The 18,779-nt window shown below is 74.9% G+C and carries 19 protein-coding genes; 12 read left to right on the plus strand and 7 right to left on the minus strand.

The window, feature by feature from the left end; genetic code table 11:
• Positions 1–37 precede the first annotated feature (37 nt).
• The 11 genes from hisI to lgt all read left to right on the plus strand — a co-directional run bounded on the left by hisI (position 38) and on the right by lgt (position 9,023).
• Positions 38–499 carry a phosphoribosyl-AMP cyclohydrolase gene (gene hisI / locus ACH4F6_RS35130; protein ID WP_397964439.1) on the plus strand — a complete coding sequence of 154 codons (462 nt, stop codon included), beginning with the start codon at positions 38–40 and terminating at the stop codon, positions 497–499.
• 11 nt (positions 500–510) lie between these two features.
• Positions 511–1,989 (plus strand): anthranilate synthase component I, encoded by a 1,479-nt coding sequence (locus ACH4F6_RS35135; protein ID WP_397964440.1) that lies wholly within the window; start codon positions 511–513, stop codon positions 1,987–1,989.
• A 71-nt stretch (positions 1,990–2,060) separates the two neighbouring features.
• The gene (locus tag ACH4F6_RS35140) at positions 2,061–2,711 is read left to right on the plus strand and encodes a TIGR02234 family membrane protein (protein WP_397964441.1); all 651 of its coding nucleotides are present in this window, start codon (positions 2,061–2,063) and stop codon (positions 2,709–2,711) included.
• A gap of 178 nt (positions 2,712–2,889) precedes the next feature.
• Positions 2,890–3,141, plus strand: coding sequence for an HGxxPAAW family protein (locus tag ACH4F6_RS35145; protein ID WP_397964442.1), 252 nt, complete (start codon positions 2,890–2,892; stop codon positions 3,139–3,141).
• A 79-nt stretch (positions 3,142–3,220) separates the two neighbouring features.
• The gene (locus ACH4F6_RS35150; protein WP_397964443.1) at positions 3,221–3,667 is read left to right on the plus strand and encodes a DUF2752 domain-containing protein; all 447 of its coding nucleotides are present in this window, start codon (positions 3,221–3,223) and stop codon (positions 3,665–3,667) included.
• 136 nt (positions 3,668–3,803) lie between these two features.
• Entirely contained in the window at positions 3,804–4,613 is an 810-nt protein-coding gene (gene trpC / locus ACH4F6_RS35155) for an indole-3-glycerol phosphate synthase TrpC (RefSeq protein ID WP_397964444.1), read from the plus strand.
• 21 nt (positions 4,614–4,634) lie between these two features.
• Complete coding sequence (gene trpM / locus ACH4F6_RS35160) at positions 4,635–4,877, plus strand: tryptophan biosynthesis modulator TrpM (protein WP_397964445.1); 243 nt, start codon at positions 4,635–4,637, stop codon at positions 4,875–4,877.
• Positions 4,878–4,948: 71 nt separating this feature from the next.
• On the plus strand, positions 4,949–6,232 hold the full coding sequence (gene trpB / locus ACH4F6_RS35165) for a tryptophan synthase subunit beta (protein ID WP_397964446.1): 1,284 nt from the start codon (positions 4,949–4,951) through the stop codon (positions 6,230–6,232).
• Entirely contained in the window at positions 6,229–7,047 is an 819-nt protein-coding gene (gene trpA, locus ACH4F6_RS35170) for a tryptophan synthase subunit alpha (protein ID WP_397964447.1), read from the plus strand. Before trpB ends, trpA begins: the two co-directional genes overlap by 4 nt.
• Positions 7,048–7,139: 92 nt before the next feature.
• Positions 7,140–7,916 (plus strand): DsbA family protein, encoded by a 777-nt coding sequence (locus tag ACH4F6_RS35175; RefSeq protein WP_397964448.1) that lies wholly within the window; start codon positions 7,140–7,142, stop codon positions 7,914–7,916.
• A gap of 84 nt (positions 7,917–8,000) precedes the next feature.
• Positions 8,001–9,023 carry a prolipoprotein diacylglyceryl transferase gene (lgt, locus tag ACH4F6_RS35180; RefSeq protein WP_397964449.1) on the plus strand — a complete coding sequence of 341 codons (1,023 nt, stop codon included), beginning with the start codon at positions 8,001–8,003 and terminating at the stop codon, positions 9,021–9,023.
• 96 nt (positions 9,024–9,119) lie between these two features.
• On the opposite strand, the gene ACH4F6_RS35185 is transcribed toward lgt, so the two are convergent.
• From ACH4F6_RS35185 to ACH4F6_RS35215, 7 genes are all read right to left on the minus strand, one after another.
• Positions 9,120–9,929, minus strand: coding sequence for an HpcH/HpaI aldolase/citrate lyase family protein (locus ACH4F6_RS35185; protein WP_397964450.1), 810 nt, complete (start codon positions 9,927–9,929; stop codon positions 9,120–9,122).
• A complete protein-coding gene (locus ACH4F6_RS35190; protein ID WP_397964451.1) occupies positions 9,926–11,149 on the minus strand; it encodes a CaiB/BaiF CoA transferase family protein in 1,224 nt (407 codons plus the stop codon). The genes ACH4F6_RS35185 and ACH4F6_RS35190 overlap by 4 nt, the downstream gene beginning before the upstream one ends.
• Positions 11,146–12,039: a ribokinase gene (rbsK, locus tag ACH4F6_RS35195; RefSeq protein ID WP_397964452.1), complete on the minus strand. Its 894-nt coding sequence runs from the start codon at positions 12,037–12,039 to the stop codon at positions 11,146–11,148. Before rbsK ends, ACH4F6_RS35190 begins: the two co-directional genes overlap by 4 nt.
• The gene (locus ACH4F6_RS35200) at positions 12,036–13,424 is read right to left on the minus strand and encodes an ADP-ribosylglycohydrolase family protein (RefSeq protein ID WP_397964453.1); all 1,389 of its coding nucleotides are present in this window, start codon (positions 13,422–13,424) and stop codon (positions 12,036–12,038) included. The genes rbsK and ACH4F6_RS35200 overlap by 4 nt, the downstream gene beginning before the upstream one ends.
• Positions 13,412–14,668 (minus strand): ADP-ribosylglycohydrolase family protein, encoded by a 1,257-nt coding sequence (locus ACH4F6_RS35205; protein WP_397964454.1) that lies wholly within the window; start codon positions 14,666–14,668, stop codon positions 13,412–13,414. Before ACH4F6_RS35205 ends, ACH4F6_RS35200 begins: the two co-directional genes overlap by 13 nt.
• A gap of 8 nt (positions 14,669–14,676) precedes the next feature.
• The gene (locus ACH4F6_RS35210; RefSeq protein WP_397964455.1) at positions 14,677–15,924 is read right to left on the minus strand and encodes an ADP-ribosylglycohydrolase family protein; all 1,248 of its coding nucleotides are present in this window, start codon (positions 15,922–15,924) and stop codon (positions 14,677–14,679) included.
• A 602-nt stretch (positions 15,925–16,526) separates the two neighbouring features.
• Positions 16,527–17,549, minus strand: coding sequence for an ADP-ribosylglycohydrolase family protein (locus ACH4F6_RS35215; RefSeq protein WP_397964456.1), 1,023 nt, complete (start codon positions 17,547–17,549; stop codon positions 16,527–16,529).
• A 270-nt stretch (positions 17,550–17,819) separates the two neighbouring features.
• On the opposite strand from ACH4F6_RS35215, the gene ACH4F6_RS35220 reads away from it, so the two are divergent.
• Positions 17,820–18,551: a VIT1/CCC1 transporter family protein gene (locus tag ACH4F6_RS35220; protein ID WP_397964457.1), complete on the plus strand. Its 732-nt coding sequence runs from the start codon at positions 17,820–17,822 to the stop codon at positions 18,549–18,551.
• Positions 18,552–18,779: the final 228 nt, after the last annotated feature.

Raw genomic sequence — 18,779 nt, forward strand, 5'->3', positions numbered from 1 at the left:
GCCGGGCCGCCCCGGCCCGCGCGGCACAATGGCACCCATGACCAGCACGCCCCAGCCCGTCCGTCACCCCACCACCGTCCCCCGGGAGGCCGCCCCGCACCACGGTTCTCCCCCCGGTCGCCTCGACCCGGAGATCGCCGCGCGCCTCAAGCGCAGCCCCGACGGGCTCGTCCCCGCCATCGCCCAGCAGTACGACACCGGTGAGGTGCTCATGCTCGGCTGGATGGACGACGAGGCGCTGCACCGCACCCTCACCACCGGCCGCTGCACCTACTGGTCGCGCAGCCGCCGCGAGTACTGGGTCAAGGGCGACACCTCCGGCCACGTCCAGTGGGTCAAGTCCGTCGCCCTCGACTGCGACGCCGACACCGTGCTGGTCAAGGTCGACCAGGTCGGCGCCGCCTGCCACACCGGCGCCCGCACCTGCTTCGACGTCGACGTGCTCCTCGCGGACAACCCCGGCGGCGCCGATTCCGGTCCCACCGCCCCGGATCAGTAAGGTCAGCCGCCATGGACCTCGAGACGTTCCGCAAGCTGGCCACCGACCGCCGTGTCATCCCGGTCACCCGCAAACTCCTCGCCGACGGCGACACCCCGGTCGCGCTCTACCGCAAGCTCGCCGCCGAACGCCCCGGCACCTTCCTGCTGGAATCCGCGGAGAACGGCCGCTCGTGGTCCCGGTACTCCTTCGTCGGCGTGCGGTCGGCGGCGACCCTGACGGCCCGCGACGGCCGGGCGCACTGGCTCGGCGCCCCGCCCGTCGGCGTCCCCACGGACGGCGACCCGCTCGCCGCCCTGCGCGCCACCATCGAGGCCCTGCACACCCCCCACCAGGAGGGCCTGCCGCCCTTCACCGGCGGCATGGTCGGCTACCTCGGCTACGACATCGTGCGCCGCCTGGAGAAGATCGGCCCCGGCGAACGCGACGACCTGGGACTGCCCGAGCTGACCATGCTCCTCACCAGCGACCTCGCCGTCATGGACCACTGGGAGGGCTCCGTCCTGCTGATCGCCAACGCGATCAACCACAACGACCTCGACACCGGCGTCGACGAGGCGCACGCCGACGCGGTCGCCCGCCTCGACGCCATGGAGGCCGACCTCTCCCGCCCGGTGGCCCAGCCCCCGGCCGTCCTGCCGCCCTCCGAGCTGCCCGAGTACACCGCGCTGTGGGGCGGCCCCGACTTCCGGGCGGCCGTCGAGGACATCAAGGAGCGCATCCGCGCGGGCGAGGCCTTCCAGGTCGTCCCCTCCCAGCGCTTCGAGACGCCGTGCACCGCGAGCGCCCTGGACGTCTACCGGGTCCTCAGGGCCACCAACCCCTCCCCGTACATGTACCTGTTCCGCTTCGACGGCTTCGACGTCGTGGGCTCCTCCCCGGAGGCCCTGGTCAAGGTCGAGGACGGGCGGGCCATGGTCCACCCCATCGCCGGCACCCGGCACCGCGGCGCCACCCCGCAGGAGGACCAGGCCCTCGCCGACGAACTGCTCGCCGACCCCAAGGAGCGCGCCGAGCACCTCATGCTCGTCGACCTCGGCCGCAACGACCTCGGGCGGGTCTGCGAACCCGGCTCGGTCGAGGTCGTCGACTTCATGTCCGTCGAGCGGTACTCGCACGTCATGCACATCGTCTCGACCGTCACCGGCAGGGTCGCGCCGGGCCGCACGGCCTTCGACGTCCTCACCGCCTGCTTCCCCGCGGGCACCCTCTCCGGCGCCCCCAAGCCCCGCGCCCTGCAGATCATCGACGAACTCGAACCGTCCCGCCGCGGCCTGTACGGCGGCTGCGTCGGCTACCTCGACTTCGCCGGCGACTCCGACACCGCCATCGCCATCCGCACCGCCCTGCTGCGCGACGGCACCGCCTACGTCCAGGCCGGCGCCGGCATCGTCGCCGACTCCGACCCGGTCGCCGAGGACCAGGAGTGCCGCAACAAGGCGGCGGCCGTGCTGCGCGCGGTGCACACCGCCAACCGGCTGGGCGCGTAGGACGCTTCGCCGGCGAATGGGGCGCTTCTCACGGAACCCCGGGTGAGGGTTCGCCCGGGGTTCAGGCGATAGTGGAGTACGTGACTGCCGTACCTCACCCCCGTCCCGAAGCCGCCGCCCCCGCCCGGTCCGGCCGCCGCAGCCTCGCCCTCGCCCTGGTGTCCGGCGCGCTGGGCGCGGCCGTGGCCCTGCTCGCGACCCGGCAGCGCTGGTCGGAGGGCACGGCGACGGTGGCGGGCGGCGCCTTCCCCCTGACCGCCAAGGGAAGCGACGTCACCGGCGTCCCCGCGGCGCTCGCCATAGTGGGCCTCGCCGCGCTCGTCGCCGTCTTCGCCGTCCGCGGGGCGGGCCGCCTCGCGGTGTCCGCGCTGCTCGCGCTCTCCGGCGCCGGCATCGTCGTCGCCTCCCTGTCCGGCGCCTCCGACAGTTCCGCGCTCGACGAGAAGGCGGCCCAGGCCACCGGCGACACCTCCGCCGCCGTCGCCTCGCTCACCCACACCGCCTGGCCGTACGCCGCGGCGGCGGGCGGCGCCCTGATCCTCCTGGCGGGCCTGCTGGCCCTGCGCTACGGGCGCCTGTGGCCCGGCATGTCCGGCCGCTACGAGCGCGGCGGCGCCCCCCGCCCCCGGCGCAGGGCGCAGGCCGCCGACCCGGACCGGCCCGAGGAGATGTGGAAGGCCCTGGACCGGGGCGAGGACCCCACGGGCGCGGACCCCGCCTGACGGCGGTCACGGTCCGGTGCCGTGCCGTCACGGCCCGGACCCCGGGTGTGGTGAAACAGACGTCCCGGAAACCCACCCCCGCCCCCGGTGCGCGTGCGCGTACGGGACAATGGTGCGGAGCCTCCGGCTCGGACACGTGCAGCACGTGCGAAACACAGACAGCAACGAGGAGCAAGTCATGGCGGGCAGCAGCCACGGACACACCCCGGCCGCCTGGACCGGTGTCATCATCGCCTTCATCGGTTTCTGCGTCGCGGGCGCGTTCATGGTCATGGCCGAGCCGCTCGGCTTCTGGGCCGGCATGGTGATCGTGGCGCTCGGCGGTGTCGTCGGCCTGGTCATGCGGTCGATGGGCCTGGGTCAGCCGAAGAACGTCCACCCCGTGCACCGGGTGTCACCCTCGCCCCAGCCGGCGGGCGCCGAGGGCTGAGACCCGTACGCGCGCGTGAGGGGCGGCCGGTGACGCACCGGCCGCCCCTCACGCGCGCGCGGAGCCCCCGCGGGGCACAATGCGAGGCGTGAACCCCCACAGCAGCGGCGCGGCACCGCCCACCCCGGGGACCGCCCTGGGACGGCTGGCCGTGCCCGCGGGCCTCCTCGCGGCCGTCGCCGGGGCCTTCGCGTACGTCGGGGCCGTCGACCCCAACGAGCCCGGCCACTACCCGGTCTGCCCGCTCCTGCGGTACACCGGCCTGTACTGCCCCGGCTGCGGCGGCCTGCGCAGCGCGCACGCCTTCGCGCACGGGGACCTCGCCGCCGCCCTGCACGCCAACGCGCTCGCCGTCGCCGGCTACCTGGGCTTCGCCGTGCTGTGGACCGTCTGGGCGGTCCGCGCCGCCCGCGGCCGGCCGGCGCGCCCGGACCCGCCGCCGGCGCTCCTGTGGTCGCTGGGCGCGACGGCGCTGGTCTTCACGGTCGTCCGGAACCTGCCGTTCGGCGACTGGCTGCACCCCTGAGCCCCGCGCGGACGTCCGGGTGGTGGGACCGGCGTCCACCGGATGTGAGGCCTTCGCCGTCCTCCGGATACCATCGCAGTGACCCGGTTTCCACCGGTCTCCGCAACCGCCAACCGTCTGGAAGGGGGCCGCTCGCGTGAGTGTGCTCGACGAGATCATCGACGGAGTCCGTGCCGACCTCGCGGAGCGGCAGGCGCGCGTCAGCCTCGACGAGCTCAAGGAGCGCGCGGCGAAGGCTCCCGCCGCCAAGGACGGGGTCGCCGCGCTGAAGGGCTCCGGCGTCAAGGTGATCTGCGAGGTCAAGCGCTCGAGCCCCTCCAAGGGCGCGCTGGCCGCGATCGCCGACCCGGCCGGACTGGCCGCCGACTACGAGGCGGGCGGCGCGGCCGTCATCTCCGTCCTCACCGAACAGCGCCGCTTCGGCGGCTCCCTCGCCGACCTCGAGGCGGTCCGCGCGCGCGTGGACATCCCCGTGCTGCGCAAGGACTTCATCGTCACCTCCTACCAGCTGTGGGAGGCCCGCGCGTACGGCGCCGACCTCGCGCTGCTGATCGTCGCCGCCCTCGACCAGCCGGCCCTGGAGTCGCTGATCGAGCGCGCCGTCTCCATCGGGCTCACCCCGCTCGTCGAGGTGCACGACGAGGAGGAGGCCGAGCGCGCGGTGGACGCGGGCGCGAAGGTGATCGGCGTCAACGCGCGCAACCTCAAGACCCTGGAGGTCGACCGGGGCACCTTCGAGCGGGTCGCCCCCGAGATCCCCGCCCACCTCGTCAAGGTCGCCGAGTCCGGCGTCCGCGGCCCGCACGACCTCATCGCGTACGCCAACGCCGGCGCCGACGCGGTCCTGGTCGGCGAGTCCCTGGTGACGGGACGCGACCCCAAGACCGCGGTCGCCGACCTGGTGGCGGCGGGCGAGCACCCGGCACTCCGGCACGGCCGCGGCTGATCCTTCGCTAGGCTGACCCCGATGACTCCGACCACCCCCGTGACGACCACGGACCGGTACGCCCGCCTGGCGCGCGGCTGCCGTCCCCGTGGCTGCCGCGCGCCGGCCCGGCGCGTGCACGGCCGTCGGGTGCGGTACGTCATCGGGGACGAACCGGGGCAGGTGAACGGCATGCGATGGCAGGAGCCGGCCCGCCAGGGGTACGGGGCCCTGTCCGGCGTGCGGCTGCCGCCGCGCGAACGCGACCGGCCACGGACGGCCTGAGGCCGTCCGGCCACTCCCGTCCCCCACGGCGATTCGTGTTCCCTTCCACACACTCACCGTGAGGTATCCGCATGCCCAGCGAGTTCTTCATCCCCGACCCGGAGGGTCAGGTCCCCACAGCCGAGGGCTACTTCGGCGCCTTCGGCGGCAAGTTCATCCCGGAGGCCCTCGTCGCCGCCGTCGACGAGGTCGCCGTCGAGTACGACAAGGCCAAGCACGACCCCGAGTTCGCCCGCGAACTCGACGACCTGCTGGTCCACTACACCGGCCGCCCCAGCTCCCTCACCGAGGTCCCCCGCTTCGCCGAGCACGCCGGCGGCGCCCGCGTGTTCCTCAAGCGCGAGGACCTCAACCACACCGGCTCCCACAAGATCAACAACGTGCTGGGCCAGGCGCTGCTCACCCGGCGCATGGGCAAGACCCGCGTGATCGCCGAGACCGGCGCCGGCCAGCACGGCGTCGCCACGGCCACCGCCTGCGCCCTGTTCGGCCTGGACTGCACGATCTACATGGGCGAGATCGACACGCAGCGCCAGGCGCTCAACGTGGCCCGCATGCGCATGCTCGGCGCCGAGGTCGTCGCGGTGAAGTCCGGCAGCCGCACCCTGAAGGACGCCATCAACGAGGCCTTCCGCGACTGGGTGGCCAACGTCGACCACACCCACTACCTGTTCGGCACGGTCGCCGGCCCCCACCCCTTCCCGGCCATGGTCCGCGACTTCCACCGGGTGATCGGCGTCGAGGCCCGCCGCCAGCTCCTGGAGCGCGCCGGACGCCTGCCCGACGCCGCGATCGCCTGCGTCGGCGGCGGCTCCAACGCCATCGGCCTCTTCCACGCCTTCATCCCGGACGCCTCGGTCCGCCTGATCGGCTGCGAGCCGGCCGGGCACGGCGTCGAGACCGGCGAGCACGCGGCCACCCTGACCGCCGGCGAGCCCGGCATCCTGCACGGCTCCCGGTCCTACGTCCTGCAGGACGACGAGGGCCAGATCACCGAGCCCTACTCCATCTCGGCCGGTCTGGACTACCCGGGCATCGGCCCGGAGCACTCCTACCTCAAGGACTCCGGCCGCGGCGAGTACCGCGCCGTCACCGACGACGCGGCCATGCAGGCGCTGCGCCTGCTGTCGCGCACCGAGGGCATCATCCCGGCCATCGAGAGCGCCCACGCGCTGGCCGGCGCCCTGGAGGTCGGCAAGGAGCTGGGTCCGGACGGGCTGATCGTGGTCAACCTGTCCGGCCGCGGCGACAAGGACATGGACACGGCCGCCCGTTACTTCGGCCTGTACGACACCGACGCCGAGGTCGCCGCCGACGCGGCCGACACCGCCGAGATCGAGGGGGACGCCAAGTGAGCGGGAACGTGCAGCTGCTGTCGGACACCCTCGCCGCCGCCAGGGCCGAGGGGCGCGCCGCCCTCATCGCCTACCTCCCGGCCGGCTTCCCCACCGTGGACGGCGGGATCGAGGCGATCAAGGCCGTCCTGGACGGCGGCGCCGACGTCGTCGAGGTGGGCCTGCCGCACAGCGACCCCGTCCTCGACGGCCCGGTCATCCAGACCGCCGACGACATCGCCCTGCGCGGCGGTGTGCGGATCGCCGACGTCATGCGCACGGTCCGCGAGGCGCACGCGGCCACCGGCAAGCCGGTCCTCGTCATGACGTACTGGAACCCCATCGACCGCTACGGCGTCGAGCGGTTCACGGCCGAGCTCGCGGAGGCGGGCGGGGCCGGGGCGATCCTGCCCGACCTGCCGGTGCAGGAGTCGGCGCTGTGGAGGGAGCACGCCGAGAAGCACGGCCTGGCGACGATCTTCGTCGTGGCGCCCAGCAGCAAGGACGAGCGGCTCGCGCAGATCACCGCGGCGGGCAGCGGCTTCGTCTACGCCGCCTCGCTGATGGGTGTCACCGGCACCCGCGCGTCGGTGGGCGCGCAGGCCCAGGGCCTGGTCGAGCGCACCCGGGCCACCGGCACCGACCTGCCCGTCTGCGTCGGTCTCGGCGTCTCCGACGCCGGTCAGGCCGCCGAGGTCGCCGGCTTCGCCGACGGCGTGATCGTCGGCTCGGCCTTCGTGAAGCGGATGCTGGACGCGCCGGACGCCGCGGCCGGACTCGACGCGGTGCGCGCGCTCGCCGGCGAGCTGGCGGAGGGCGTGCGCCGGCAGGTGTGACGGGCCTGGCCGTACACGTTCCCTCACTCACCCGAACGGGTGGACCTGTGACCGGGGAGGCGCGCTGCGCCTCCCCGGTTCGTTCTGGGGGTGTGAGCGAGAAGAATCGTGATGGGAAGCGCACCGCCCGGGAGCGGCTGGCGGTCGAGCGCGAGAAGCAGAAGGCCGGGGAGCGGCGGCGCCGGACGCTGATCGTCGCCGCGAGCGTCGTGTGCGTGCTGGGCCTCGCGGCGGTCATCGGCGTCCTCGCGGCGAACGCCGGCAAGGACGACGGCAGCGACAACGCGGGCCCGGTCGTGGCGCCCTCCGGCGCCCAGGGCAAGGACGCCCTCGCCATCCCGGTCGGCAAGGACACCGCCGGGTCCACGCTCACGGTGTGGGAGGACTTCCGCTGCCCCGCCTGCAAGTCCTTCGAGGACCGCTACCGTTCGACGATCCACGAGCTGACCGACGCGGGGAAGCTGAGGGTGGAGTACCGCCTGGCCACCCTCATCGACGGCAACATGGGCGGCACCGGCTCCCGCAACGCGGCCAACGCGGCGGCCTGCGCCCAGGACGCCGGCAAGTTCACCGCGTACCACGACGTGCTGTACCGGAACCAGCCCCCCGAGACCGACGACGCCTTCGCGAAGAACAGCACCCTCCTCGACCTCGCCGCCAAGGTCGACGGCCTCGACACGCCCGCCTTCCGCACCTGTGTCGAGAAGGGCACGCACAACAGCTGGGTCGTGAAGTCCAACGAGGCCTTCCAGAAGGGCGGCTTCGGCGGCACACCGACCGTGCTGCTGGACGGCAAGAACATCTTCCAGGACCAGACGATGACACCGGAGAAGTTCCGGCAGATGGTGGAGGAGGCCGCGCAGGGGTGAGAGCCGTTCTCACCGGCCTGTTATGGAGCCGTAGCCGGGCTGCCCGCCGTGCGCCCGGCGCGGCAGGGTAGCGTCGACCTTGCCATGGAACTTGCCTACATTCCCAGTCCGTCGCGCGGAGTGCTGTACCTCGGCCCCGTCCCGCTGCGCGGCTACGCGTTCTGCATCATCATCGGTGTCTTCGTCGCGGTCTGGCTCGGCAACAGGCGCTGGGTCGCCCGGGGCGGGCGGGCCGGCACGGTGGCCGACATCGCGGTCTGGGCCGTCCCCTTCGGCCTGATCGGCGGCCGGCTCTACCACGTGATCACGGACTACGAGCTGTACTTCAGCGAGGGCCGTGACTGGGTGGACGCCTTCAAGATCTGGGAGGGCGGCCTCGGCATCTGGGGCGCGATCGCGCTCGGCGCGCTGGGCGCGTGGATCGGCTGCCGCCGCCGCGGCATCCCGCTGCCCGCGTACGCCGACGCCATCGCGCCCGGCATCGCCCTCGCGCAGGCGATCGGCCGCTGGGGCAACTGGTTCAACCAGGAGCTGTACGGCAAGGAGACCGACCTGCCCTGGGCCCTGCACATCACGTCGGCCGCGGACGGCCGGGTGCCGGGCTACTACCACCCGACCTTCCTGTACGAGTCGCTGTGGTGCGTCGCCGTCGCGCTGCTGGTGATCTGGGCGGACCGCCGCTTCACGCTGGGCCACGGCCGGGCGTTCGCGCTGTACGTCGCCGCGTACTGCGTGGGGCGCTTCTGGACCGAGTACCTGCGCGTCGACGACGCCCACCACATCCTGGGCATGCGGCTGAACAACTGGACCTCGGTGGTCGTGTTCCTGCTCGCCGCGGCGTACTTCGTGGCGTCGGCGAAGACGCGGCCGGGCCGCGAGGCGATCGTCGAGCCGGACACCGCGCCGGGCGGCGACGCGGCGGCCGACGGGGAGGCCGGGACCGGCACGAAGGACGAGGCCGGCTCCTCGGAGGCGAAGACGAAGGCGGACGTGGACGCCGGGGAAGACGCCGAGGGCGAGACGAAGGACGCGGCGGAGGACGCGGTGGCGGTGGAGGCCGGGGACGGGGCCGCGGCCGAGTCCGAGTCGGCGGCCAAGAAGAACTGACGTCCGGCTGGACGACGACGAGGGCGCCCGGGATCTTTCCGGGCGCCCTCGTCGTGTCCGGGCCCTCGTCGTGTCCGGACGGCGGACCGGGACGCGTCAGAGCCTGCGGCCCAGCGACAGGGTCCGCCGCGCGGCGGCCACCACCGCCGCGTCGACGAAGCGGCCGTCGGGCAGGGCCTGGGCGCCCGGTTCGGCCGCCGCCGCCTTGACGACCGCCTCCGCCTCCTCGATCTCCCGCTGCGTGGGCAGGTAGGCCCGTTCGATGATCGGGAGCTGGCGGGGGTGGATGGCGGCGCGGCCCAGGAAGCCGAGGGCGCGGCCGTGGGCGCAGGAGGCCACCAGGCCCTCCAGATCACGGATGTCGGGGTGGACGGACTGCGGGGGCGGCGCCAGGCCCGCCGCCCGGGCCGCGACGATCACCCGGGACCGGGACCAGTCGAGGCCCGCGTCCTCCCGGATGCCCAGGTCGGCGCGGAGATCGGACTCGCCCAGGGAGACTCCGCGCAGCGAGGGGTGCGCCGCGGCGATGGCGTAGGCGTGCTCGACGCCCAGGGCCGTCTCCAGCAGGGCGTAGAGCGGGCCGGGGGTGCGTTCCGCGATGCCCGCGACCTGCGCGGGTGACGTCACCTTGGGGAGACGGAGACCGGACACGCCGGGGAGCGCGGCGACGGCCCGCAGGTCTTCGGCGGCGAGGGGACCGTCCAGGGCGTTGATCCGGACGTGCACCGGGACGGGCTGTTCCTCGGCGAGCCGTTCGGCGGTGGCCGCGCGGGCGTACTCCTTGCGGTCGGGGGCGACCGCGTCCTCCAGGTCGATCACGACGACGTCCGCCCCGCACGCCAGGGCCTTGGCGACGACGTGCGGGCGGTCACCGGGGGCGTACAGCCAGGTCAGCGGGTGGATCACAGGGCGCCCTCGGTGCGCAGGGCGGCCAGGTCGGCCGGGGTCAGGCCCAGTTCGGTGAGGACCGCCTCGGTGTCCCGGCCGTGCGGGCGGCCGGCCCAGCGGATCGCACCGGGAGTCGAGGAGAGCCGGAAGAGGACGTTCTGCATGCGGATCGGGCCCAGCTCCGGGTCGTCGACGGTGGTGACCGTGTCGAGGGCCTGGTACTGGGGGTCGGCCAGCACGTCCCGGACGTCCTGGACCGGGGCGACGGCCGCCTCCGCCTTCTCGAACGCGGCGAGCACGTCGGCGCGGGTGTGGGCGGCGATCCAGCGGCCGACCGCCGCGTCGAGGACGTCGGCGTGCGCGGCCCGGTCGGCGCCCGTGGCGAACCAGGGCTCGTCGATCAGGTCGGGGCGGCCCACCAACCGCATGACGCGCTCCGCCACCGACTGGGCCGACGTCGACACGGCGACCCAGTCGCCGTCCGCCGTGCGGTAGGTGTTGCGCGGGGCGTTGTTGGCGGACCGGTTGCCGGTGCGCGCCTGCACGTAGCCCAGCTGGTCGTACCAGAGGGGCTGCGGGCCGAGGACCGTCAGGATGGGCTCGATGATCGCCATGTCCACGACCTGGCCCTCGCCCGTGCGGTCCCGGGCGGCCAGGGCGGTCATGACCGCGTACGCCGTGGCCAGAGCCGCGATCGAGTCGGCGAGGCCGAAGGGCGGGAGGGTCGGGGGCGCGTCCGGTTCGCCGGTGATCGCGGCGAAGCCGCTCATCGCCTCGGCGAGGGTGCCGAAGCCGGGGCGGTGGGCGTAGGGCCCGAACTGGCCGAAGGCGGTGACGCGGGTGAGGACCAGGCGCGGGTTGGCCGCCGACAGCTCCTCCCAGCCGAGGTCCCACTTCTCCAGGGTGCCGGGACGGAAGTTCTCGATGATCACGTCGGCGGTGGCGGCGAGGCGCAGCAGGGTGGCGCGTCCGCCGGGCCGGGAGAGGTTCAGGGTGATCGTGCGCTTGTTGCGGCCGAGGATCTTCCACCACAGGCCGACGCCGTCCTTGGCCGGGCCGTGGCCGCGGGACGGGTCGGGCTTCTCCGGGTGCTCGACCTTGACGACCTCCGCGCCGAAGTCGCCGAGCATGGTGGCGGCGAGGGGGCCGGCGAAGAGGGTGGCCAGGTCGAGGACGCGCAGACCGCTCAGCGGAGCCGCGGGGACCGCACCGGTCCTCCCGGTCGTCGCCCCGCTCATGACGCGTACTGCTTGTCGATCTCGGAGCGGCAGGGCATCGACGCCGACGCGCCCGGCCGCTGGACGGACAGCGCGGCGGCCGCGGCCGCCCAGGCCAGCGCCTGAGGGACGGGACGCCCCTCGCCGAGGGCCACCGCGAGCGCGCCGGCGAAGGTGTCGCCCGCGCCGGTCGAGTCCACGGCGGTGACGTGCGGGGCGGGGACGGTCAGCGGTTCGCCGCCGCGGGCCGCGTACAGGCTGCCGGCGGCGCCCAGGGTGACGACGACCTCCGGGACGCTGTCGAGGAGGGCGAGGGCCGCCTCGCGCGGGTCGGTGCGGCCGGTGAGCGTGGCGGCCTCGTGCTCGTTGGGCACCAACAGGTCGACGGCGTCGAGGAGTTCGGGTGGCAGCGGCCGGGCCGGGGCGGGCGTGAGGATCGTCCGGACGCCGTGGGCGCGGGCCGCCCGGGCGCCCGCGACGACCGCGGGCAGCGGGATCTCCAGCTGGAGCAGCAGGGCGTCGGCGCCGGCGATGAGGCCCTCGTCGCCGGGGGCGAGGTGGTCGACGGTGCCGTTCGCGCCCGGGACGACGACGATCGCGTTGCCGCCCTCGTCGTCCACGACGATGTGGGCGGTGCCGGACGGGCCCTCCACGGTGCGCAGGTGGTCGGTGTCGACCCCGCTGTGTTCGAGCGTGGAGCGCAGGCGGGTGCCGAAGGAGTCGTTGCCGACGGCGCCGATCAGCGAGACGGTGGCGCCCGCGTGGGCGGCGGCGATCGCCTGGTTGGCGCCCTTGCCGCCGGGGATCGTGCGGAACCGGTGTCCCGTCACGGTCTCCCCGCGCTGCGGGGCCTTCTCGACGTAGGCGACGAGGTCCATGTTCGTGCTGCCGAGCACGACGATGTCGGTCATGGGCGGAATGCCTCCCGGTGGGTCAGGTGGGCGAGCGTGTCGAAGCCGGTGCCGTCGAGGCCGGCGACGGAGGTGGCGAGGCGGTTCTTCAGGGGGGCCGTCCAGCGGTCGGGCAGGGCGGCGGGGTCGCCAGCCAGCAGGGCGGCGACGCTGCCGGCGGTGGCGCCGTTGGAGTCGGTGTCCCAACCGCCCGACACGGCACGGCAGACGGAGCCGGTGAAGTCGCCGTCGGCGTGGGTGAGGGCGGCGGCGACGAGCGCGGTGTTGGGAATCGCGTGGACCCAGTGGTGGGCCGCCCCGTGCAGGGCGTGGAGTTCGTCCACGACGGTGTCGAAGTCCTCGTGGGACCGGGCCAGCCGGACGGCGTGGGTGATCGCGCGGGCCAGCCGGGAGCGGGGCGGCACGACGGTGAGGCCGGTGCGCAGGCAGGCGTGGACGTCGTGGTCGCCGGTGGCCGCGGCGGCGATGACGGCCGCCGTGAACATCGCCGCGTAGACGCCGTTGGCGGTGTGGGAGAGGGTGGCGTCGCGGTGGGCCTGTGCGGCGGCCGCGGCCGGGTCGCCGGGGTTGGTCCAGCCGTGGACGTCGGCGCGGATGAGGGCGCCGATCCATTCGCGGAAGGGGTTGCGGTGGCGGGCGGTGTGCGGGGGTTCGATGCCGCACAGGAGGTTGCGGTAGGCGATGCGCTCCGCGGTGAAGGTGCGGCCCGCCGGCAGTTCCTCCAGCCACAGGCGGGCGACGTCGGCGGTGGTGAAGGCCCTGCCGTGGCGTTGCAGCAGGAGGACGTTGAGCAGGGGGTAGTTGAGGTCGTCGTCCTCGGGCATGCCGTCGATGTTCTCGGCGAGGGAGGTGGCCGCCGAGCGGCGGTTCCAGGGGTGCGCCGCGAGGACCTCCGGGGGGACCCCGCGCGCGGTGAAGTACGTGTGGAGGGGCCAGTTGCCGGTGGACCCGGCGAGGGCGCGGATGCCGTCCAGGGGGAGTTTCTCCACGGGCTTGCCGAGGAGGCAGCCCACCGCCCGGCCGAGCCAGGCCGCTTCCAGGCCGGCCGGGGCGGGCGCGCCGCGTCGGGGCGAGCGGGCGTCCGCCGGGTGCGCGGGGGACGCCGGCCAGTCGGGGCAGAGCGCTCGGATCCTCTCCAGTTCCGTCGGTTCGTCCTCCGCCAGCCGGCTCGGCAGGTCGGCCAGTTCGTCCAGGAGGTCCTCCGCCAGGAGACGGAGGTAGCGGGAGGCGCGGTGCGCGGAGGCGCCCGCCCGCTCCGGGGCCGTCCGGCCGCCCGCCGCCCGCCAGCGGGCCGCGACGGCCGAGGGCTCGCGGCCGTCCAGGGCCGCCTGGCGCAGCTCGTGGCCGAGGAGGTCCTCCGGCTGGATCCAGGTCAGTCGGAGCATCCCCGGCCCCCGATCGCGGTGAAGGCCCGCTCGTGGGCCCTGCGGCGGCGAAGGTCCTTCGCGAAGATCTCCCGGGTCACCTCGGTGAGCGTTCTCGCCGGCGCCCACAGGTCCAGGCGGCTGGCCTCCGCCACCTGCTTCGCCCAGTCGTCGGGGACGGGCGAGCCGAGCGCGCCGGCCAGCGCGCCCGCCATCGTCGCGATCGAGTCGCAGTCCCGGCCGTAGTTCACCGCGCCCAGGACCGCGTGGCGGTAGTCGCCGCCGGCGACCACCAGCATCCCGAGCGCGACGGGGAGTTCCTCGATCGCGTGCAGCCGGGAGGGGCGGCGGGCGGCGAGGGAGGGCCGCCGGTAGTCGGGGCCGACCGTGTCGTACGGGGTCACCGCCTCCCGCAGGGGGAGCAGCGCCGACTCGGCGTCCGTGTGGCGGGCCGCCTCCTCGCAGACCTTCTCGATCGCCGTGCGGGTCCCGTCCTTGGCCAGGGACAGACACGCCGCCACCACCGAGTCCGCCGTCGCTCCGGGTGCGCACGCGGCCGCCACCGCCGCCGCGAAGACCCCCGCCGCCTCGCGGCCGTACGACGACTGGTGGGCGCCGGCGAGGTCGATCGCCTCGGCGTAGGCGGCGGGCGGGTTGGCCGCGTTGACCAGTCCGACCGGGGCCATGTACATCGCCGCACCGCAGTTGACGATGTTGCCGGTGCCCGCCTCGCGGGGGTCGACATGGCCGTAGTGGATCCTCGTCACCAGCCACTTCTCGGCGAGGAACACACGGTGCAGGGGGAGTGCCTCGGCCTCCAGCTCCGGGATCCAGCGGGGGGTCGTCATCAGGTCGGGGACCAGGTGGTCGGCGAGGGCGTAGGCGTCCAGGTGGTCGCGGACCGCGGCGTAGACCCGGATCAGCGCGTGCGTCATCAAGGTGTCGTCGGTGACGTGGCCGTCGCCCTTGTGGTACGGGGCGAGGGGGCGGGCGGTGCGCCAGGCGTCGCCGTTCCAGGGGCCGACGACGCCGTGGACGCGCCCGCCGTGGCGCTGGAGGATCTGGTCGGGGGAGTAGCCCTCGACGGGGCCGCCGAGGGCGTCGCCGACGGCCGCGCCGACGAGGGAGGCGGTGAGGCGCTCCTCCAGCAGGGCCCCGGTGTCCCCGGACGCCGGGGCCGCCGCGTCTCCTCGGTGCTCGCCGCTTCCCCCGGCTCCTCCGGACGTTCCGGTGCTTCCGCGGCCTTCTTCTGTTTCGGGTGCCATGCCCCGAATCATCCTCCTGGTGGGGCCGGTTGTGCGGCTTCCAGGAGTTCGGCGAGTTCCACCAGGTCGGTGCCGGTGAGGCGGGGGAGGGCGCAGCCGGAGAGGGTGCGGCAGGTGTCGCGCCAGGTGGCGGGGATCGCGTCGCCGCCGCCCAGCGCGCCGGTCAGGGCGCCCGCGAGGGCGGGGGCGGAGTCCGCGACCCGGGACAGGCAGGCCGCCGCCGGTACGGCTTCGGCGATCCGGCCGCCGGACGCCAGGGCCAGCGCCAGGGCCACCGGGACCGTCTCGGCGGCCGCGATGCCGTAGCTGTAGACGTGGTCCACGATCTGGTGTTCCAGGAGCGGCACCAGCGCGAAGGCGCTCTCGACGGCACGGGCGAGGTCCAGCGCGTGGCGGGCGTTGCGGCCGATCTCCGTCTCCCCGGGGAGTTCGGCCAGGGCCGCCGCCACGCAGGCGCCGGCGCCTGCGCCGGCCAGGGCCAGCGCCAGGGCCGCCGCCATCGCCCGGGCGCCGTGCACGCCGTCGCCGTCCTGGGTGTAGCGGGCGTCGAACTCGGCGAGCGCGGCGGCGCGTTCGGGGTCGCCGGGGTGGGTCACCGCGAGGACGCAGGCGCGTACGCAGGCCGCGTCGTCGAAGTAGTGCGGGTTGTCGTGCCCGGTGGCGGGCGGGCGCAGGCCGGTGGCGAGGTTGCCGAGGCCGGCGCGGACGGAGATGCGGGCGCGCAGGGGGAGTACGGCCGACTCGACCTCGGGCGCGCGCTCGGCCGCCGCCGCGACCTCACTGGCGAGCGCGTTCCAGGTCAGGTCGATGGCGGCACGGGCACGGCGTTCGCGGCTCAGGTCGCCGAGGACGCTGTCGTCGCCCGCGCGGAGGAGCGCCTCCGCGGCGAAGGCCGCCCATTCCGCGTCGTCGGAGGGGCCGAGGCGGAGGGGTTCGGGGGGCTGGTTGAGGGCGATGGGGACGGGGAGGGTGGTCGTCGCGTTCTGTTCGGCGAAGGTGTCCAGCTCGCGGGTGAGGCGGCGGGTCCAGTCCGGCATGCGGGCGGCTCGGTGGCGGGCGGCGGGCCAGCCGGCGGCGTCGCCCGCGGCGAGGCCCAGCAGGAGACCCTCGACACGGGTCGCCTGCCGGGTTCCTCGCCGGGGGCGGGGCGCGGCCTCGCCTTCGCCTTCGGCTTCGGCTTCGGCCGGGCCGGTGTCGCCCCCCGCACCGCCCGCGCGGGCACCGCCGCCGGATGCGGGCGGTCCCGGCGGGGCCACCCCGCCGCCGACGGCCGCGGCTCCGCTCGGCCCCGCCGGAACGGCCCCGGCGTCGCTCGGCTCCGCCGCGCCCGGCCACGCTCCGTCCGGCCACGCTCCGTCCGGCTGCGCCGTGCCCGTTCCGCTGGGCCTCGCCGGAATCAGCACCGCTTCAGGCGGCCCCGCCGGGACGGCCGTCGCCTCGCTCGGCCCGGCCGTCACCAGGGCCTGGTCCGGATCCGGTCTCGCCGTGGCCGCCGTTGCTCCCGGCTCCTCCGCGACCGCGGCACGCGCCGACCCGAGCCGCGGCTCCTCCGGGGCCGGCCCGAGCCGCGGCTCTTCTGGGGCTGTGCCGAGTCCCGGCTCTTCTGGGGTCGGCTCGTGTCGTGGTTTCTCCGGGGCCGGCCCGTGCCGCGGCTCCTCCGGGGCCGGCCCGTGCCGCGGCTCCTCCGGGATCGGCCCGTGCCGCGGTTCCTCCGGGATCGGCCCGTGCCGCGGTTCCTCCGGGGCCGTGCCGAGCCCCACCTCCTCCGGAGTCGCCCCCGGCTCCGGTTCCGGCTCCGTCGCGACCGTGCGATCGCCGGCTCCCGGTGCCATCCCCTCCTCCCAGGGGCCCGGGGGCCTCATGACGGCACCTCCTGGGTCCGGTGGGCGCGGGTGGTCAGGAGGTCGGCCACGGCCAGGACGTGGTGGCCGGCCATCGACGGCAGGCAGCTGCCCCGTGCGGGGCCGATGGCCGCCGCCCACTCCGCGGGGACGGCGGACTCGCCCCGGGTCGCGCCGGCCAGGGCGCCGGCCACCGCCGCGGTGGTGTCGGCGTCGCGGCCCATGTTCACGGCGGTGAGGACGGCCTGGGCGAAGTCGCCGTCGGCCGCCGCGTACGCGCCGAAGGCGAGGGCCACCGCCTCGGGGGCCAGGTCGGTCCACGGGTAGCCGCCGATCACGACCGCGGAGCGCACCGCGCGTTCGCCGCGGTGGGCCACCGCGACCGCGCGCCGCAGGGAGCGGGCCGTCCAGGAGTCGTCGGGGACGACGGCGAGCGCCGAGGCCACGACCGCGACCGTCGGCGCGCCCGCCATCGCCGCCGCCACGCCCGCCGCGACCGCCTGGCCGCCGTAGATGCCCTCGCCGTCGTGGCTGACCGAGCCGTCGATCGCGACCAGGCGGGCGGCCTCGGCGGGGCGGCCCGCGGCGAAGACGCCGAAGGGGGCCGCCCGCATGGCGAGGCCGTCGCTCCAGGCGTGCCGGTGCTGGGCGGAGATGGGGGCGGCCAGGCCCCGGCGCAGGTTCTCCAGCGTGCCGCGCTCGCTGAAGCCGGCCCCGCGGAAGGGACCCTCGTCGCGGTCGGCGATCCACTCGTGCCAGGCCGCTTCCACGTGGGCGGGGGTGAGCGCGGAGCCGTGGCGGGCCAGCAGCAGGCCGGAGAAGATCGCGTACTCGGTGTCGTCCGTACCGGACGGCTTCTCGTCGACGTAGCCCGTGATGCGGCCCCAGCGGGCGCGGATCTGCGAGGGCTTCATGTTCTCGGCCGGCGCTCCGAGGGCGTCTCCGACGGCGAGGCCGAGCAGTGCGCCGCGGGCCCGTTCGCGCAGTTCGGCGGCGTCCCCCGGCGCCGGGACCGTGGGGATGCTGGCGGTCGATGCCATACGGGGCCTCTCCTGAGGGGCCCCGCACGGGCGCGGAGCCTTTGCGGATGTGTCCCACCGTCGGCGGTTGACCTGAGCCTGCGGCGCCCTCATGTCACCCGGACGACATCTGTGCAGCCCCTTGATCTTCTGAGCGCGAGAGGACAAAGGCGCAGGTTAGCCCAGCCTTTCCTTTCTGGCGGGCGGGAAGATCCCGGCGTAGTCTGTGCGTTGTTAAAAAGTAGAACGTGTCCAAAGTTAGCTTTGCCTTAGCTTTCCTGGGGGATCTTCATGGCCATCATCGACACCGAGGCCGCGCTGCACGAGGCGCACCGCGACAACCACACGCACCGGGACGTGAACGGCGGCTGGCTGCGCCCCGCCGTCTTCGGCGCCATGGACGGGCTGGTCTCCAACCTCGCCCTGATGACCGGCGTCGCCGGAAGCTCGGTGAGTCAGCAGACCCTCGTGCTCACCGGGCTCGCGGGCCTGGCCGCCGGCGCCTTCTCGATGGCCGCCGGCGAGTACACCTCCGTCGCCTCCCAGCGCGAGCTGGTCGAGGCGGAGCTGGACGTCGAGCGGCGGGAGCTGCGCAAGCACCCGCAGGACGAGGAGGCCGAGCTGGCCGCGCTGTACGTGGCGAGGGGCGTCGAGCCGGATCTCGCCCGGCAGGTCGCCCGGCAGCTGTCGCGCGACCCCGAGCAGGCGCTGGAGATCCACGCCCGCGAGGAACTGGGCATCGACCCCGGCGACCTGCCGTCGCCGCTCGTCGCCGCCCTGTCCAGCTTCGGATCCTTCGCGCTGGGCGCCCTGCTGCCCGTCCTGCCGTACCTGCTGGGGGCGACGGCGCTCTGGCCGGCCGTGCTGCTCGCGCTGCTCGGGCTGTTCCTGTGCGGCGCGGTCGTGGCACGGGTGACCGCGCGCACCTGGTGGTACAGCGGTCTGCGGCAGCTGCTCCTCGGTGGCGCCGCGGCCGGTGTGACGTACGCCCTGGGCAGTTTCTTCGGAACGGCCGTAGGATAGTGCGACTGGTACTTATGCGTCGGGCCGCATAAGTACCCGTTACTCGCTGGTTTCGACTGCTTGAACAGCGGGCAAGAGCCATAGGCGCTGCGGGCAATGACGCCTGCGGCGCACCCGCGGGGCGGGCTACCACGCCCTCCTCGCCGCTTCGGACCGACGGACACCGATCTGTCCCGCTCGGTTCCCCCACACTTCGAGCCGCCCCGCGCGGCACCCGTCGCCACCCCG

The organism is Streptomyces sp. NPDC017936 (assembly GCF_044328485.1).
In the GTDB taxonomy this organism is placed as follows: Bacteria; Actinomycetota; Actinomycetes; order Streptomycetales; family Streptomycetaceae; genus Streptomyces.

Bases quoted from the DNA above. Each gene is read 5' to 3' on its own strand.
- hisI (WP_397964439.1), top strand. From the start codon at position 38: ATGACCAGCACGCCCCAGCCCGTCCGTCACCCCACCACCGTCCCCCGG.
- ACH4F6_RS35135 (WP_397964440.1), top strand. From the start codon at position 511: ATGGACCTCGAGACGTTCCGCAAGCTGGCCACCGACCGCCGTGTCATC.
- ACH4F6_RS35145 (WP_397964442.1), top strand. From the start codon at position 2,890: ATGGCGGGCAGCAGCCACGGACACACCCCGGCCGCCTGGACCGGTGTC.
- ACH4F6_RS35150 (WP_397964443.1), top strand. From the start codon at position 3,221: ATGCGAGGCGTGAACCCCCACAGCAGCGGCGCGGCACCGCCCACCCCG.
- trpM (WP_397964445.1), top strand. From the start codon at position 4,635: ATGACTCCGACCACCCCCGTGACGACCACGGACCGGTACGCCCGCCTG.
- trpB (WP_397964446.1), top strand. From the start codon at position 4,949: ATGCCCAGCGAGTTCTTCATCCCCGACCCGGAGGGTCAGGTCCCCACA.
- lgt (WP_397964449.1), top strand. From the start codon at position 8,001: ATGGAACTTGCCTACATTCCCAGTCCGTCGCGCGGAGTGCTGTACCTC.
- ACH4F6_RS35190 (WP_397964451.1), bottom strand. From the start codon at position 11,149: ATGAGCGGGGCGACGACCGGGAGGACCGGTGCGGTCCCCGCGGCTCCG.
- rbsK (WP_397964452.1), bottom strand. From the start codon at position 12,039: ATGACCGACATCGTCGTGCTCGGCAGCACGAACATGGACCTCGTCGCC.
- ACH4F6_RS35200 (WP_397964453.1), bottom strand. From the start codon at position 13,424: ATGCTCCGACTGACCTGGATCCAGCCGGAGGACCTCCTCGGCCACGAG.
- ACH4F6_RS35205 (WP_397964454.1), bottom strand. From the start codon at position 14,668: ATGGCACCCGAAACAGAAGAAGGCCGCGGAAGCACCGGAACGTCCGGA.
- ACH4F6_RS35215 (WP_397964456.1), bottom strand. From the start codon at position 17,549: ATGGCATCGACCGCCAGCATCCCCACGGTCCCGGCGCCGGGGGACGCC.
- ACH4F6_RS35220 (WP_397964457.1), top strand. From the start codon at position 17,820: ATGGCCATCATCGACACCGAGGCCGCGCTGCACGAGGCGCACCGCGAC.